Source organism: Nostoc sp., from assembly GCF_036917655.1.
In the GTDB taxonomy this organism is placed as follows: domain Bacteria; phylum Cyanobacteriota; class Cyanobacteriia; order Cyanobacteriales; family Nostocaceae; genus Nostoc.
The window spans coordinates 91,489-106,846 of the sequence record NZ_JBALCY010000004.1; the positions used below are offsets into that span (position 1 = coordinate 91,489).

Annotated in this window: 14 protein-coding genes and 2 pseudogenes; 9 read left to right on the plus strand and 7 right to left on the minus strand. The window is 42.3% G+C overall.

What is annotated here, in order from left to right:
* Positions 1 to 2 precede the first annotated feature (2 nt).
* From rfbF to V7K30_RS03265, 4 genes and pseudogenes are all read right to left on the minus strand, one after another.
* The gene (rfbF, locus tag V7K30_RS03250) at positions 3 to 773 is read right to left on the minus strand and encodes a glucose-1-phosphate cytidylyltransferase (protein WP_334997056.1); all 771 of its coding nucleotides are present in this window, start codon (positions 771 to 773) and stop codon (positions 3 to 5) included.
* Between the two features lie 451 nt (positions 774 to 1,224).
* On the minus strand, positions 1,225 to 3,441 hold the full coding sequence (locus V7K30_RS03255; protein WP_334997058.1) for an O-linked N-acetylglucosamine transferase, SPINDLY family protein: 2,217 nt from the start codon (positions 3,439 to 3,441) through the stop codon (positions 1,225 to 1,227).
* Positions 3,442 to 3,580: 139 nt separating this feature from the next.
* Positions 3,581 to 4,159, minus strand: a complete 579-nt coding sequence (locus V7K30_RS03260) for a type IV pilin-like G/H family protein (protein WP_334997059.1) — start codon at positions 4,157 to 4,159, stop codon at positions 3,581 to 3,583.
* A 214-nt stretch (positions 4,160 to 4,373) separates the two neighbouring features.
* Positions 4,374 to 4,653 (minus strand): annotated as a pseudogene (locus tag V7K30_RS03265) (Uma2 family endonuclease); the annotation flags it as partial.
* A 283-nt stretch (positions 4,654 to 4,936) separates the two neighbouring features.
* Here V7K30_RS03265 and trxB point away from each other — a divergent pair.
* From trxB to V7K30_RS03290, 5 genes are all read left to right on the plus strand, one after another.
* A complete protein-coding gene (gene trxB / locus V7K30_RS03270) occupies positions 4,937 to 6,307 on the plus strand; it encodes a thioredoxin-disulfide reductase (protein WP_334997061.1) in 1,371 nt (456 codons plus the stop codon).
* Positions 6,308 to 6,603: 296 nt separating this feature from the next.
* Positions 6,604 to 7,500, plus strand: coding sequence for an ABC transporter permease (locus V7K30_RS03275; RefSeq protein ID WP_334997063.1), 897 nt, complete (start codon positions 6,604 to 6,606; stop codon positions 7,498 to 7,500).
* Positions 7,501 to 7,589: 89 nt separating this feature from the next.
* A complete protein-coding gene (locus tag V7K30_RS03280; protein WP_334997065.1) occupies positions 7,590 to 7,769 on the plus strand; it encodes a hypothetical protein in 180 nt (59 codons plus the stop codon).
* 261 nt (positions 7,770 to 8,030) lie between these two features.
* Positions 8,031 to 8,927 carry an ROK family protein gene (locus V7K30_RS03285; protein ID WP_334997067.1) on the plus strand — a complete coding sequence of 299 codons (897 nt, stop codon included), beginning with the start codon at positions 8,031 to 8,033 and terminating at the stop codon, positions 8,925 to 8,927.
* Positions 8,928 to 8,930: 3 nt separating this feature from the next.
* Complete coding sequence (locus V7K30_RS03290; protein WP_334997069.1) at positions 8,931 to 9,557, plus strand: type I restriction endonuclease; 627 nt, start codon at positions 8,931 to 8,933, stop codon at positions 9,555 to 9,557.
* A 100-nt stretch (positions 9,558 to 9,657) separates the two neighbouring features.
* Here the strand turns inward: V7K30_RS03290 and V7K30_RS03295 are convergent, their stop codons facing one another.
* Together V7K30_RS03295 and V7K30_RS03300 are read right to left on the minus strand one after the other, a co-directional pair.
* Positions 9,658 to 10,080, minus strand: a complete 423-nt coding sequence (locus V7K30_RS03295; RefSeq protein WP_334997071.1) for a hypothetical protein — start codon at positions 10,078 to 10,080, stop codon at positions 9,658 to 9,660.
* 193 nt (positions 10,081 to 10,273) lie between these two features.
* Positions 10,274 to 11,911 (minus strand): CTP synthase, encoded by a 1,638-nt coding sequence (locus V7K30_RS03300; protein ID WP_334997073.1) that lies wholly within the window; start codon positions 11,909 to 11,911, stop codon positions 10,274 to 10,276.
* Positions 11,912 to 11,995: 84 nt separating this feature from the next.
* On the opposite strand from V7K30_RS03300, the gene V7K30_RS03305 reads away from it, so the two are divergent.
* Positions 11,996 to 13,771, plus strand: a complete 1,776-nt coding sequence (locus V7K30_RS03305) for an N-acetylmuramoyl-L-alanine amidase (RefSeq protein WP_334997075.1) — start codon at positions 11,996 to 11,998, stop codon at positions 13,769 to 13,771.
* A gap of 273 nt (positions 13,772 to 14,044) precedes the next feature.
* On the plus strand, positions 14,045 to 14,446 hold the full coding sequence (locus tag V7K30_RS03310; RefSeq protein ID WP_334997078.1) for a hypothetical protein: 402 nt from the start codon (positions 14,045 to 14,047) through the stop codon (positions 14,444 to 14,446).
* A 68-nt stretch (positions 14,447 to 14,514) separates the two neighbouring features.
* On the opposite strand, the gene V7K30_RS03315 is transcribed toward V7K30_RS03310, so the two are convergent.
* On the minus strand, positions 14,515 to 14,679 hold the full coding sequence (locus V7K30_RS03315; RefSeq protein ID WP_334997080.1) for a hypothetical protein: 165 nt from the start codon (positions 14,677 to 14,679) through the stop codon (positions 14,515 to 14,517).
* Here V7K30_RS03315 and V7K30_RS03320 point away from each other — a divergent pair.
* Both V7K30_RS03320 and V7K30_RS03325 read left to right on the plus strand, forming a co-directional pair.
* Complete coding sequence (locus V7K30_RS03320; protein ID WP_334997082.1) at positions 14,673 to 14,825, plus strand: hypothetical protein; 153 nt, start codon at positions 14,673 to 14,675, stop codon at positions 14,823 to 14,825. The genes V7K30_RS03315 and V7K30_RS03320 overlap by 7 nt on opposite strands.
* Before the next feature lie 274 nt (positions 14,826 to 15,099).
* A pseudogene (locus tag V7K30_RS03325) lies at positions 15,100 to 15,246 on the plus strand (ureidoglycolate lyase); the annotation flags it as partial.
* Positions 15,247 to 15,358 lie beyond the last annotated feature (112 nt).

The following is a 15,358-nucleotide window of genomic DNA, read 5'->3' on the forward strand; positions in this document are numbered from 1 at the left end:
ACTTAATTCCACACTTTCCAAGGAGGATTAACACTATCCCATAAATCTTTTAATCTGTATTTGTCTCTTAAAGTATCCATACACTGCCAGAAATCATAATGACGATAGGCAGCTAATTGTCCTTCACTAGCTAGTTTTTCTAATAAAGCAACTTCTAATACTTCATCATCACCCTTTAAATAGTCAAAAATCTTGGGTTCAAAAATTAAAAATCCTCCATTAATCCAACCTTCTCCCATTTGAGGTTTTTCCAGAAATTCATCTACTAAATCACCTTGAAATCTTAAACTCCCAAAACGGGCTGGAGGACGGACTGCGGTTACGGTTGCTAAACATTTATGATATTTATGAAATTCTAATAATTCCTTAATGTTTAAATTAGCAACTCCATCACCATAAGTAACCATAAATGTTTCATTATCTAACCAAGGCTGTAATCTTTTGATTCGACCTGCTGTCATGGTGTCTAATCCTGTGTCCATGAGATGAAGAATCCAATCCTCGGCTGCGTTATTATGAATATCTACATGACCATCTTGTAAATTAATAGTCATACTAGAATTTAAATTGTAATACTCCAAAAAATAGCGTTTAATATAATCGCCTTTATAGCCTAAAGCAATGTAAAAATCTTTATACCCATAATGAGCATAGATTTTCATAATATGCCAAAGTAGAGGGCGACCACCAATTTCTACCATTGGTTTTGGGATGATTTCTGTTTCTTCTGCCAGACGAGTTCCTAATCCTCCAGCTAAAATTACAACTTTCATTTTGTTTTCTCTTTAGCTAATGGACATCATAGTATATAGGTAAATAACAGTTGCCATCAGTATAAATACTGAGAGTTAAAAAATTATAAAATAAGAGCGAAAAGCAATAGACGCTCGAAAATGCCAGCACTATTAAGAATCTAATCGTTATTCTAAAAATTCCTCGGACATCCACCTAAATCCCAATATTTATGGTTTTAACTTGAATCTTGAGGATGATTCTTTGTCTTTTCATGTCTGCTTCAAACTGCTTTATGCCTTATACCAAGTTGCCAAAGTTAGTCTTGTTTGTAACTAAGGTGGCTTCTGAACTAACTTGCAAGCAAATAATACGATCAAAGACAACTTGGTATTAGAAGCTAGCCAGAGTCAGACTTTTATTGATTGCCTTTTATTAGTTCATTTGTTCGCGTTGAAAGAGCTGGTTTCTCAAGCCCTCACTAAAAGCTGATTAAATATCAAGATACCTCTGCCACATCTGCTTGTAAGCCTTCTCCATTTCACGGGTAAACTGCTTACCATTCCATAAGGGTGCTGTTTGTCGAGATGCTTTCAATTTCAAAGCCACCTGCTGGCGTAAAGTCTTATCTTTCCCCAAGCGGACACCCCACTCAATATACTCTTCATCAGTCCAGGCGATGCCTTCTGTAATTCCTGCATTCATCATCATGGTGTAACTATTACGCGCCGCAAATTGTTCGCCAACTCGCGTCACCAAGGGGATACCCATCCACAATGTTTCTAGAGTTGTTGTCGCTCCGTTGTAGGGAAATGTATCTAATACAATATCAGCAATGCCTAAATTAGCACGATGAACTGATTCTGAATGAACTATTGGTAAAAAGCGTAAACGAGAACAATCTACACCTTCTTCTTCGGCAAGTTGGTAAAAGAAGCGTTTAATCGTTTCCTCTTCAGCAAGTCCCTTAATTAAAAAGTAGCTGTTAGGTACTTGTTTGATAATTTGCATTTGCCACTTTGTCGTTTCTGGATGGCGTTTATATCCTCTTTGGGCGCTGAGATATATAACGGCATCCATAGGGATATCCAAGTCATCGCGGCGGAGAGTTGGTACACCAACTTCAAAACCATCTACTGCTATGTAAGTTTGAGGTAATCGCCAGATTTTCTCTGTATAGTAATTTTGTGCATCATCTGGCAGTACATAAGGGTCTGCGATAAAGTAATCAATTGCAGGTATGCCTGATGCATCCCACCCTAACCAAGTAACTTGAATTGGGGCTGGCTTGAGTGCCATCACTTCACTAGTAATATCTAGAGTGATGCTGTCAAGGTCGATTAAAATATCAATTTCATCTTGATATATCTGGTCAGCAATTTCCCAGCCATTCATACCTAATTTACGAGCTTTTCCTGCCTCACCTAAATACCACTCTTGGAGATAATCGGTTGCTAATTTGTAGTTAACAAAATAAGTATGAATATCAAATTTATCTCGATCATGATGTTGAAATAACCAACGAGCTAGCCAACCAACAGAATGATTCCTAAAAGCGTAAGATATATAACCAATTTTTAATTTCTTCGGATGATGTGTTAAAGATTGATGATTAATATTTTGATGAGCATAGTTTTTTGCTTTTGATTGGCCAAGAGCTTGAATATAATTATTATAAATCTCAGCTACCTGATTATGAATAGCTCGAAATTCAACAGGAGCATCTTTAATGTGAGGTATTGCAAAAGCTGGCGTAAGTAACCGTAATATTCTTCCTTCTTCTAAAGGAATTCGTTCAGCTTTAATAAACTGTTGAAACAGAGTTTCCAATTCTTGACAAGTTGTACATATCTCTTGCCAATATCCTCCTGCTGACATTAGACCCCTTAACAGCAAATGGAGTGCAAAAATTTTATCAGCCAAGCTTTCTGATAAGGAATAACACAATCTAGCTGTCTCTATACCTTGAGAATAATTACGAGCATCTTGATAAAAAGTCGCTAAGTGTCGCAAAATTTCTAGATTATCTGGCTCCAATCGTAAATGCAATTTCAGCAGAGATGATGCTAGTAGAGGGTTTAGTAAAGTATGACCAATTTCCATAGCAGCAGGAAGCAGTATAGAAAAGCATTGATGAGGATCAGAGAAATAAGGCAGACTAGCTTCTAGTAAATTTAGATTAATTGGATGTAAGGGAACAGTATTTAAAAATTCTTTTAAAACTTGGATCAATAATTCGGTATTAATTTCTATATTTTCTTTTGCGTTTAAGCTTTCAATTAATCCCCACTCATTCAAATCATCAAGCTCTTCAAATTTTTCCAATTTGATATAAAGGAGAAGAATTTGAAGCAAATTATTTATATAACTAGGATTAATTTCCCGCATATGCTGGCGAATTAACCAAGCTAGAGAATATTCTGCCAGTTTTTCACGCCTTTCAGCTTCTATTTGTAAAACTTGAAATAGTTCATTTGTCCAAATTGGTAACTGTTCTTCATCTGCCTCTGTCATTGGCAGCATCCAAGTCATTTGAGCTTCTGCTTCTTGCCCTTGTAATAGCAATAGTAGCCCTAAATGCCAATAATAAGAAATAGCATTTGGTTCTATCGCTATTCCTTGCTCATATAACTGTGCTGCTTGCAAATATTTTTCTTGAATGAAGTATTGTTCAGCTTGATTTTGCCAATTATATATATCAGTAATCATTGTGATTCTCTGAGAAAATTTTATGAGGAATATAATTGTGAACGACTTACATAATGGAAATAAAGTGGATAGAAGCATCTACCCACTTTGGAAAATATCTAGTTGAGAGACAATTTATATACTCTTTGTCTTTGGTTGGTTACTTAGCCATAGAGATAAACTTGCCGGCGCCGATGCCGGTGTCGGTGGTACAATCAAGTGATCCAGCGTTAAAGACAAATGCAGTGGCAGCAATTGCATTTGTACCACCGGCAAGAACTGTGTCTTTAGATTCACACAAAACAGCGATGGTAGTAGCTTCACTGGTAGCAACTTGGCTTGTCACCTCTACACCACCAACATAGCTTTTGAGAGGCGCGGTAGCAACTAATACTTCTGCTTGGTTGGTTGCTACACTACCACCCGCAGTATAGGCAATATGGTATTTGTAATTTACGGTTTGTGTTGCAATACCAAGTCCTAAACTACCAATTGAACTTGTAAATAGAGTATTTTCTAAGTAAAAAGCTTGCTGCGCGCGGTTCATGGAACCTACGTAGGTTTTAGCTTCTGACTGCTTGGCTTTGTTTGCTTGGTTCAAGAAAGAAGGCAGTGCGATCGCAGATAAAATACCGATGATAATAATTACTACTAGTAATTCAATGAGTGTAAAACCCTCATCTCCCTTCTTCTTGGCAAGGATGTGTTGGAGAAATTTGGCTTTTAATTCGGTTTTCATAAGTGTTTTCCCGGGGGTAGGAAGTGCTTGGGTGTTCTAGATGTAACTTACCCAACTGCGATCGCTTTCCTATCACCCTGAGAAATAAAGTTTGGCGAGATGCGGTTACACAATCCAGAATCCTTGTATCCAAAATGGGACAAACATTAATTAGCCCCTGGTGTAGACCCAAGGGCTAGATTCTCGATTTGATTTGTGAGAGTGCTTTATTCAGGTCAGCTTTAACAAAAGATACGTCAGGCGATCGCAAGTTTCTTTTTTCCGAATCATCCTCTTCTATATTCGGTAGAATAAACCCTGCGCTAAAGCCAGTTGATACGCCCTAGTTTGCGCGACATGACCCAGTTATTTAAGAAGGTAATTAGACGAGTCCCAATTTACTCTGACTTGTAATCTGATGGCCCCATAACTATGATTTTCCCCTCTACCAGCTCCATCTGCCACTCTGGATGCTCGGTTTGTAGCTGCTCTAAGTCTGTAATGGTGAGGGACATAACACACCAAATAACATTTCTCTATCTATCATAGATACCCAAACCTTAGCCCCAAAACTTAGTGATAAAGGTATGAGCATTCAAGAAATAGCAGAATTGCTAGAAATCGATGTTGAAATTATCAGGAAATATCTGCAAGAACAGTCTTAGCGGTTAAGAGGAGGTTTGGCAAGTGTTGAGCGCATAGTGCTGTAGGCATTTTCTGATCGCTTACCATCTGGCGTAGCCAATCGAAGTTTGTTATGCTATATTAAACGTAGTCGTTATGAGTTTATATATGGTCATGACTAACCCCACAGTAGAAAACTTAGTAATTATCGGTTCTGGCCCAGCAGGGTATACAGCCGCCATCTATGCCGGACGCGCTAACCTGAAACCCGTTGTATTTGAGGGTTTCCAAGCCGGGGGATTGCCTGGTGGACAACTAATGACAACGACGGAAGTCGAGAACTTTCCTGGGTTTCCCCAAGGGATTACCGGGCCGGAACTGATGGATCAGATGAAGGCGCAGGCGGAGCGCTGGGGGGCTGAACTATATACTGAAGATGTTATATCAGTTGACTTGAGTCAGCGTCCCTTTACAGTGCGATCGCAAGAAAGGGAAATAAAAACCAATAGCATTGTCATTGCTACTGGTGCAACAGCAAAGCGTTTGGGTTTACCCAGCGAACATGTATTCTGGAGTCGGGGTATATCCGCTTGTGCAATTTGCGATGGTGCAACACCAATTTTTCATGGCGCAGAATTGGCTGTAATTGGGGCTGGCGACTCGGCGGCGGAAGAGTCTATTTACCTCACCAAATACGGTTCAAAGGTAAATATGTTGGTACGCACCGATAAAATGCGGGCTTCTAAAGCCATGCAAGACAGGGTTTTGAGTAACCCAAAAATCCAAGTGCATTGGAACACAGAAGCCGTGGATATCTTCGGTAATGGTCACATGGAAGGGGTGAAAGTCCGCAATACCAAAACTGGTGAAGAGAGCAAACTGCACGCTAAAGGTTTATTCTACGCTGTTGGTCACAGTCCCAATACCTCTTTATTCAAGGGGCAATTAGAACTGGATGAGGTTGGTTACGTTGTCACCAAGCACGGTACTGTGGAAACTAGTATAGAGGGCGTTTTTGCTGCTGGTGACGTACAAGATCATGAGTTTCGGCAAGCAATTACGGCTGCGGGTACTGGCTGTATGGCGGCGATGTTAGCAGAACGCTGGTTGTCATTCAGTGGCTTGATTCAAGAATTCCATCAACAGGCAGAAACAGCAGATAATGAATTAGAACATCAGCCAGCCAAAAAGACTGAAGCCGAGGAAGAAGCTGGATTTAATTTGAATGGGACGCGCCATGAGGGAGGTTATGCCTTACGGAAATTGTTCCATGAAAGCGATCGCTTACTCCTTGTTAAATACGTTTCTCCTGGTTGTGGCCCTTGTCATACCCTGAAGCCAATTTTAAATAAAGTGGTGGATGAATTTGACAGCAAAATTCACTTTATAGAAATTGACATCGACAAAGACCGAGATATTGCCGAAAATGCTGGTGTCACAGGAACGCCAACGGTTCAATTGTTCAAAAATAAGGAACTGGTGAAGGAAGTTAAAGGCGTGAAGCAAAAGAGCGAATATCGTCAGTTGATTGAAAGCAATCTGTAATTATAGTTAGAGACGCGATTAATCGCGTCTGTACAGGAGTTGGGAGTAGAGACGCGATTAATCGCGTCTGTACAGGAGTTAGGAGTAGAGACGCGATTAATCGCGTCTGTACAGGAGTTGGGAGTTATTGCTCTCCCTATCTCCTCCACCTAGCAATATTGCCCACCCTAATTTGTCTCGTCGGATCTTGGCTGGAAATAATCTCATCTGTAAGGTAGGGTTGAGGGTTGTGTTTAGAGTTGACAAAATTACTCTTATAACTCATAACTTATAACTCATAACTCTTAACTTGCTTTATGGCCATTACAAAACGGCGGCTACCGACATTTTTACAGTTTGGCAAAAATCCGAATCTTTCCCAAAAACTCATGCTCATCGGGTTAGCCATTACCCTATTTTTCATCTTCCTGGCATTCTTCGCTCCCGTATTCCAGGCTTGGGGATGGCTGCAAAATCCCAAAGATTTTCTCTCTAACCCAATTCACGAGCCACCCTCAGCTAAATATTGGTTTGGTACTAGTCGCCTGGGCTATGATGTGTTCTCTCGGACATTGTTCGGCGCTCAAGCTGCTTTGCAAGTGGTGATTTTGGCAACGGCGTTGAGTATGATTATCGGTGTGCCTTTGGGGATGCTGAGTGGTTATCTCGGCGGTAAATTGGATAAAGTGTTGCTGTTTATTATGGATAGCATCTACACTCTACCGGGGCTACTGCTGTCTGTAACGCTGGCGTTTGTGGTGGGGCGGGGGATATTAAATGCAGCGATCGCTATTAGCATTGCTTACATCCCCCAATATTACCGCGTTGTTCGCAACCACACCGTTAGCGTGAAAACTGAAGTGTTCATCGAAGCTGCTCAAGCAATGGGCGCTTCCACTTGGGTTGTGCTTTCTCGTTATCTGTTTTTCAACGTCATTCAAAGCGTACCCGTCCTATTCACACTCAATGCCGCTGATGCAATTTTGGTGTTGGGCGGTTTGGGTTTTTTGGGGCTAGGACTTCCCGAAGAAGTGCCAGAATGGGGACATGATTTAAAACAAGCTCTAGAAGCTCTACCTACTGGCATTTGGTGGACTACGCTTTTCCCTGGTTTAACGATGACATGCATGGTGGTAGGGTTATCACTACTTGGTGAAGGGTTAAACGAATTTGTCAATCCCCGGTTACGGAGAGAAAATAGAATCCGGAAATAGTTAGTAAACAGTGGACAGTTATCAGTCAACGGGCTGATCATTGATAACTAGTAACTAATAACTGGTAATTGATAACTGGAGAGATTTGTGTGAAAGATAACCTAACGTTAATTGCCGCCGCTACTGGCGGGTTTATCCTTTCTGTTGCCCTTGCTGGCATCTTAAGAGGTGCGCCAATTACAGCTTGGCAAGAGCAATCGAGTTTCCGCACCACGACTGTTGCTAATTTACAAAGATCGGAGTTGAAAGCCCCGCATCTTCTCCCTTAGCGCTAGCCTCTCCCAAAGGGAGAAGGGGAAAAGCTGCGCGAACAGATCGCGGATGAAAACGACTCGCACCCAATAAAATAGAAAATTTAGAATTTTTTCGTGCCAAAATGCTAAAACGCTGAGGAATTGAGCTTTAAAATTGAAACGCTCTAGGACACAGAAGTTTAGTACGTGGCTATTTTATTGGCTACAAACTTGTGCAAAGCTGTACTACTATGCTTTTTAAGCCGAAAATTTGCTGCTTGGTGTGAGGATTTTAAAGTGGTGAGTTCTCAAGTAATTGGCATTGATGTGGGGGGAACAGCAATTAAGCTGGGGCGTTTTACAGCTGATGGTACTTGTCTGCAATCATTGCTTGTGGCAGCTCCGCAACCGACAACACCAGAGGCTGTGCTGGCGGTGATCGGAGATGCGATCGCCCAAATTGATCCAGATAATCAAACTGTTGCTATTGGTGTTGGTACTCCTGGCCCATCTGATGCAACGGGACGCATTGCTAAAATTGCGATTAACTTGCCTGGATGGCGCGATGTGCCTTTAGCAGACTGGTTAGAAGCTAAAACTGGCAAACCTACTGCGATCGCTAACGATGCTAATTGCGCTCTTTTGGGAGAAGCTTGGCTGGGAGCCGGTCGCCACTTTCAAAATCTGATTCTGCTAACTTTAGGAACTGGGGTTGGTGGGGCAATTATCCTAGATGGCAAACTATTTGTTGGACATCAAGGAGCTGCTGGGGAATTGGGTTTAATTTCATTCAACCCAGATGGGCCAATTTGCAATAGTGGCAATCAAGGCTCTTTGGAACAATATGCCTGTGTTACTGCCATTCGCCGCCGCACTCTCAAGGAACCCATCGAATTGGGTGTTCTTGCCCAACAAGGAGATCCTACAGCATTGACTTTTTGGGAAGAATATGGTAGGAATTTGGGAATTGGTTTGACAAGTTTGATTTATGTCTTAACACCGCAAGCGATCGTGATTGGTGGCGGTATAAGTGGCAGCTTTGAGTTTTTCTTACCAAGTGTGAAGGCAGAAATTGAGAAGCGAGTGCAGCCTTTATCACGAGCGGGTTTACAAATTTTGCCAGCGGAGTTAGGCAATTTTGCAGGGATAGTAGGTGCAGCAAAATTGGCATGGCAACTCTATTCAGGATTTTAAATTATGGTTCAAACAATTCCAGCGAGAGACATTAGTCTTTACGAATTAGAAGAAAAATTTGGTTTGCAACTTGCCACAGACACCAGCTTCTTTACAGAGTGGACAGAAATTTTACCAACTCTGACTGATGCTGAGAAGCAAGCGATTGCGCGAGTGAAAAGCAACTATTTAAACTTGAATAAGCACCGTCTGATGTCAGAAGAGGCGGTAAAGATGGTAGTGCTGTCTCCTTTACTCGATTTAGCTGGGTTTTATCAACTTCCTTTTGAGATTGAAACTGAGACTTCTGTTGAGATTTCTGCTGAAGATGAGAACTTTATCGTTAAAGGAAACATTGATGTTCTTGTCATCCAAAAACGTTTTTGGGTACTTGTGATCGAATCTAAAAGCAGTAAATTTGATGTGATGACAGCCCTACCTCAAGCACTCACTTATATGCTTGCTCGGCCAAATCTTGCACAACCGACTTTTGGTTTACTAATCAACGGTAGGGAATTTGTTTTTGTTAAATTGATTCAACAAGAATATCCTTGGTATGCACGATCTTATGCGCTATCAATTGAACGTGATTCAGAACTAAACCAAGTACTCAGTATATTGAAGCGCCTTGGAGAATTAATTGTCGTTTAGGATTGTAGATTTAATCACCTGCAATATTCATAGAGTGCGTTACGTACCCTCCGGACAAAGCTTGAATTGGTGTCATACTGCACCTTATTACCAATTAATACTAAGACAAAGAATATCCTGTTGCCTTGTGAACGTATTGCACGACTTTTTCATAAGATTCGGGATTACTCACAGGGTTGATGATGATGGGGATAGTGCCATCTGGCAACCAAAAAGTTATCCTGCCGTTCGGTTCATGACAAAAGGAACTGATGCAGTTGAGATTAATTACATATTCGTTTTTTTCATAAAGAATTTTCACCCAGTGGGCATGATCTAATTCCAACCTTGTCACACATTCTAAATAATCGAGAATCTTTTGATAGTCTTCCAGGTTAGTTTGTGGGTTAATTACTATTGGAATGGCACTATCGGGTAGCCAAAAAGTAACCCTGCCATTCAGCTCATAACAAAAAGCATGGACACGTTCAAAATTCACTACATATTCTCTCCTCTCGTAAAGGATTTTCACCCAGTACGCCACAACATCTCCTCAAGTCCGAAATTTACGAATGATGCACCCTGTATGTCCAAATCTACTGAAGCCTTAAGTTAATGTTGCTGTGCGCCAATTCAAAATCTAAAAAATTAATTTTGAATTTTGTTAGCGAGTCCGCGTACTCCTACGGAGAAGCAAGCTACGCGCAGCGTCTCGTAGAGAACGTCATTTTGAATTTTTATGACACCTCCAATGGCGTTGGTGTGCCAGATGTCGTGAGAGAAAGAGCGATCGCTGCTTGAATGAACCCTTTAAATAAGGGATGAGGGGTACTGGGGCGCGATTGAAATTCTGGATGAAATTGGCAAGCAAGAAAGAATGGGTGCTTGGGTAATTCCACAATTTCAACTAAGCGTCCATCGGGAGAAGTACCACTGATCACATAGCCAGACTTTAACAACAAATCGCGGTAAGCATTGTTGAATTCATAGCGATGTCGATGTCGTTCATAAATTACATCTTCTTGATAGAGCTTAAAAGCTAGAGTATCAGGGAGAACACGACAAGGATATAATCCTAAGCGCATTGTACCCCCTAAATCCACTACTTCCTGCTGTTCTGGCAATAAATTAATTACCGGATAAACTGTATGAGCGTCAAATTCGGCACTGTTGGCACCTGTTAATCCCCCTACGTGCCTGGCCCATTCAATCACAGAACATTGCATTCCCAGGCATAAACCCAAAAAGGGAATTTGGCGATCGCGCGCGTATTTAATGGCAGCAATTTTGCCATCCACTCCCCGAACCCCGAAACCTCCTGGCACAACTATGCCATCGACACCCTGAAGATAATTTTCAGCTGGTTCACTTTCCAAATCTTCTGAGTTTATCCAACGCAGACGCAGTTTGCCATAAGTGGAGATTGCCGCATGGTTCAGCGCTTCCACTACAGATAGATAGGCATCACTTAACTGCACATATTTCCCAACAATGGCAATTTCTACCTCGTGCTTGGGACTATGTAACCGTTGTACCAAGGTTTGCCACTGCGTCAAATCTGGTTTACGTTGTTCCATTTGCAGCAAGTTCAGCACTTGTTCTGCCATTCCTTCCCGTTCCAGATTTAGCGGTACTTCATAGATACTTTTGGCATCTTGGGAAGTAATGACGCATTCTTCCGGTACATCGCAAGATCCCGACAATTTTTGTTTTAATCCCTTGGGTAAGGGGCGATCGCTCCGACAAACTAAAATATCTGGTTGAATGCCAATGGATCTCAGTTCTTTAACTGAATGCTGAGTTGGCTTAGTTTTCATCTCACCCGCAGAGGCAATCCACGGTACCAGCGTTACGTGCATATACAGCACATTCTGCCGTCCCACCTCTTTACGGAACTGGCGAATTGCTTCCAAAAACGGCAGTGATTCAATATCTCCCACCGTACCGCCGATTTCTGTAATTACTACAGATGGATTTGTACTTTTAGCAACTCGCAGAATCCGATCTTTTATTTCATTGGTAATATGAGGAATAACTTGTACTGTGCCGCCATTGTAGTCTCCGCGCCGCTCTTTATTGATGACTGCCTGGTAAATCGAGCCAGTAGTCACGCAGTTTAATCGCGACATTGAGGTATCGGTAAAGCGTTCGTAATGCCCCAAGTCCAAATCTGTCTCCGCACCATCCTGGGTAACAAATACTTCCCCGTGCTGAAAGGGACTCATCGTGCCAGGATCGATATTGATATAAGGGTCGAGTTTAAGAATCGACACGGAATATTCGCGCGACTTGAGCAAACGCCCTAGACTTGCTGCTACAATGCCCTTACCAATACTGGAAACTACGCCTCCAGTTACAAAGATAAACTTAGTCATAGTAGTTTGAATTTCTAACAACTTCTAAAAATACATCCCGTCATTGTGCCACAGTTATTGTGGTGTAATCTTCTGTGATTTGCTGTGAAAAACCTTTTAGGATTAGTAATATTAGGCTGTATTCTCACATCCTCCATAGCATTGGCAGAACCATCTCTTGTAGTCGTTTTTCCCCAGACAAACTACCAGACGACTTCCCAGAAAATCTTTTTTCTGGGGACTGCACCACCAGACGGTCAGGTTTTGATCAATAGTAAGCCAATTACCCGCAGCAAAGCTGGTCATTTTTCCCCTAGTTTCCCCTTGCAGTTGGGGGAGAACCTTTTTACTGTGCGTCGCCAGAATCAAGAACTTAAGATTAAGGTGATAAGGCTTTCCACTAGCCCTGAACTACCGCAGGGGGTAGCCTTTGCGAAAGATTCCCTGACTCCCGCAGTTGATATTGCCAGACTACCGGGAGAAGTAATTTGTTTTAGCGCATTAGCAAAGCTTCCCGAAGGAGTCGCACCCTCTAACGCCAATGTCTCTGTAACCCTGGCTAATCAAACTATTGCCCTTTCACCTCAACCTCAACAGGCACAACTACCAAGTAATTTGGCAATTCTGACAGGGCAAAATCAGCCTTATGCCCAGTCTAGCGTAGGCAATTATAAAGGTTGCACCACAGTGGCAACAGCCGCCGATCTGGGAAAACCTCAGTTTCAACTAACGCTCAATGGCAAGACGATAACTCAACCAGGGACTGGTAAAATTCAAATCCTTTCAAGAGCAGAGTTGCCAGTTTCTGAGGTTACAGTAGAGTCAGGCGTTGCTCGCACTGGCCCAAGCACCGATTATTCTCGACTCACACCACTGCCTAAAGGCACACGCGCAACAGTAACAGGTAGGGAAGGTGAATGGTTGCGCCTAGACTATGGCGCTTGGATTAATAGTCAGGAAACTCGCATTCTCCCTGGTGCAATTCCGCCACAAACAATAATTCGCAGTGTCGGATACCGTCAACTCCCTGGTGCGACAGAGATATTTTTCCCCTTACAAGTTCCCGTACCTGTGAGCGTGCAACAAGGTGAGCAAGCTCTCGCTCTCACTCTCTACAATACTACTGCCCAAACGGACATCATTCGCCTGGATGCTGACCCCCTAATTTCTCGCCTAGATTGGCAACAGGAGGCTCCAGAACAAGTAAAATACACCTTTAACCTCAAAAAAGCTCAACAGTGGGGATATAAGCTGAGATATGACGGTACAACCCTGGTTTTGGCTTTGCGTCATCCACCTAAAATCGGGAACACAAGACGCAGGCCTTTAGCTAATCTCAAGATTGTACTCGATCCAGGGCATGGGGGTAAAGAATCTGGTGCCAGTGGCCCAACTGGATATTTAGAAAAAGATGTAAATTTAGTGGTATCTAAGTTGCTGCGGGACGATTTGGTGAAGCGAGGAGCAACGGTAGTCATGACGCGGGAGGACGATCGCGAACTTTCCCTCGCAGAACGTCAGGCAATTATTAGTAAAGAAGAACCTGCGATCGCTATTTCCATACATCATAATTCCCTACCCGATGATGGCGATGCTGAAAAAATCAAAGGATTCGCAGCCTTTTGGTATCAACCCCAAGCCCACAACCTGGCAATGTTTTTACAGAACTATGTAGTCAAAAAACTTGGCAAACCTTCTTATGGTGTGTTTTGGGATAACCTGGCGTTGACACGTCCAGCAGCTGCGCCATCAGTGTTGCTGGAATTGGGTTTTATGAGCAATCCCGATGAATTTGAGCAGATAGTGAACCCAGAACAACAGAAGAAAATGGCTGATGCGATCGCTCAGGGGATTACTGAGTGGTTTAGGAGTGTTCGGTAGATTCAACTACTGCCGTTTGGGATATTCTTTCAAAATTCGTCTCACCTGCTATCACGCCAACCCCCTAAAAGTTGATTGTAGACGCGTAGCCGCTTATAGTCAGCAGTCCATGTGCGGGGCGCACCTCTATGTAATAGTAATCATGAGGAACAAGTCCTTACGAGCAGAGCATCACTGACAATACCTTGCGATAACTTTTTTCAGTGCTTCTACCGTGCCAGAACCACTTTGATTGCGGATAGAAATATATGAAATCTGATATTTTTAAAGCGTATGTGTTTTAAAATAGGCGGCATAGTAGGAGCGATCGCTATTTTATTGAGCAGTGGTAGTGCGATCGCTGAAGGTGTTGGCGCAGCCATCGCCCAAGATGCACAAAGATATATCACTGTAGGGCATGATAAATTAGGAAACAGCGTAGCTCTGGATACAAAAACTATTAAGGGCACGACATACAAGCTTTACGGAATATATGGTGATGGTATCTTCGAGACTACGTTCGATGCTTCGTGCAAAGAATCGCGGCTTTTTCGGAATCGCATTGCCATTTACGGCTCAGGGGGACAACTACTTCAAGAGGATAAGCAGAAGGGAGAAATACCTTTTGCAGCAGATTCTTCACCAGGTAAAGGAATGCAAATTGTTTGTCAAAAGATTGGCGCCCGTGGTTGGTAATTGCTCAATACTTGTTGGTAGAGAGTGGGAAATGGGGAGTCGGGGGAGCCTTTCAAGGGCAGGTTTTTTTAGGCAGAAAAGAAGTTGAGATGAGTAGTCCAAGGTTCAGGGTCAAAGTGACCAAAAGGAAGAGGCTGACCCAATAATAAGGCAACGATCAGCTTGATGAAACCACGACGAAAACAACTGAGAGTGCGTGTGGATTGGAAAGCAGGCGGTAACTTATGTGCCACATGATTTGGGGGTAAATCATCATAACTACAGAAGAGTGTTAGTAGCATCAGCCGCACCACCAACACTGACCAACCATAAAATGGCGATGCCTGCGGCGGTAAACTACGCAATGGCTAACGATCGCTATCCAACTGTTCAAACCTGAATACTCATTCATCACCCACTTTGTGTCACGATGTTTTATCTTATCATTCACCCATTTCTAAAAACCTGCCCTTGAAAGATGATGCTAGTTGGGGCTGGTTTTATTGCTGCTTCAGTTACAGGTAATATTTACTTAGGTGATTTCTCAAAATAATTTTACCGATTTAAGAGGGCGAACAGCCTTTCTCTCCGACGATGGAATGATCTTGTGTGGTAATTTTTATTCTGGAAATCACCTTAGGATTATTCATAGCACTAAGATCAGGAATAGCGATCGCCCCGTGATCATCCTCACGGCAAATTCTGATGAAGTAGTCACCGCCTTGAGTCAAATGCAGACACCAGACGAGATGAATCAAGGCAATGTTTATAAGATTTGCCTACCAAAAAGATTAGGCTATACAATTCAGTTAGATATTTAATACAACGCTGAAAAACCTCTGCGACACTTTGCGTTTAAATAAAAGATGGATTTGCCAAACGTCGAAACTTATTTAAATCCTGAGAATATTCAAACTATCAGCGTTAAAAAAT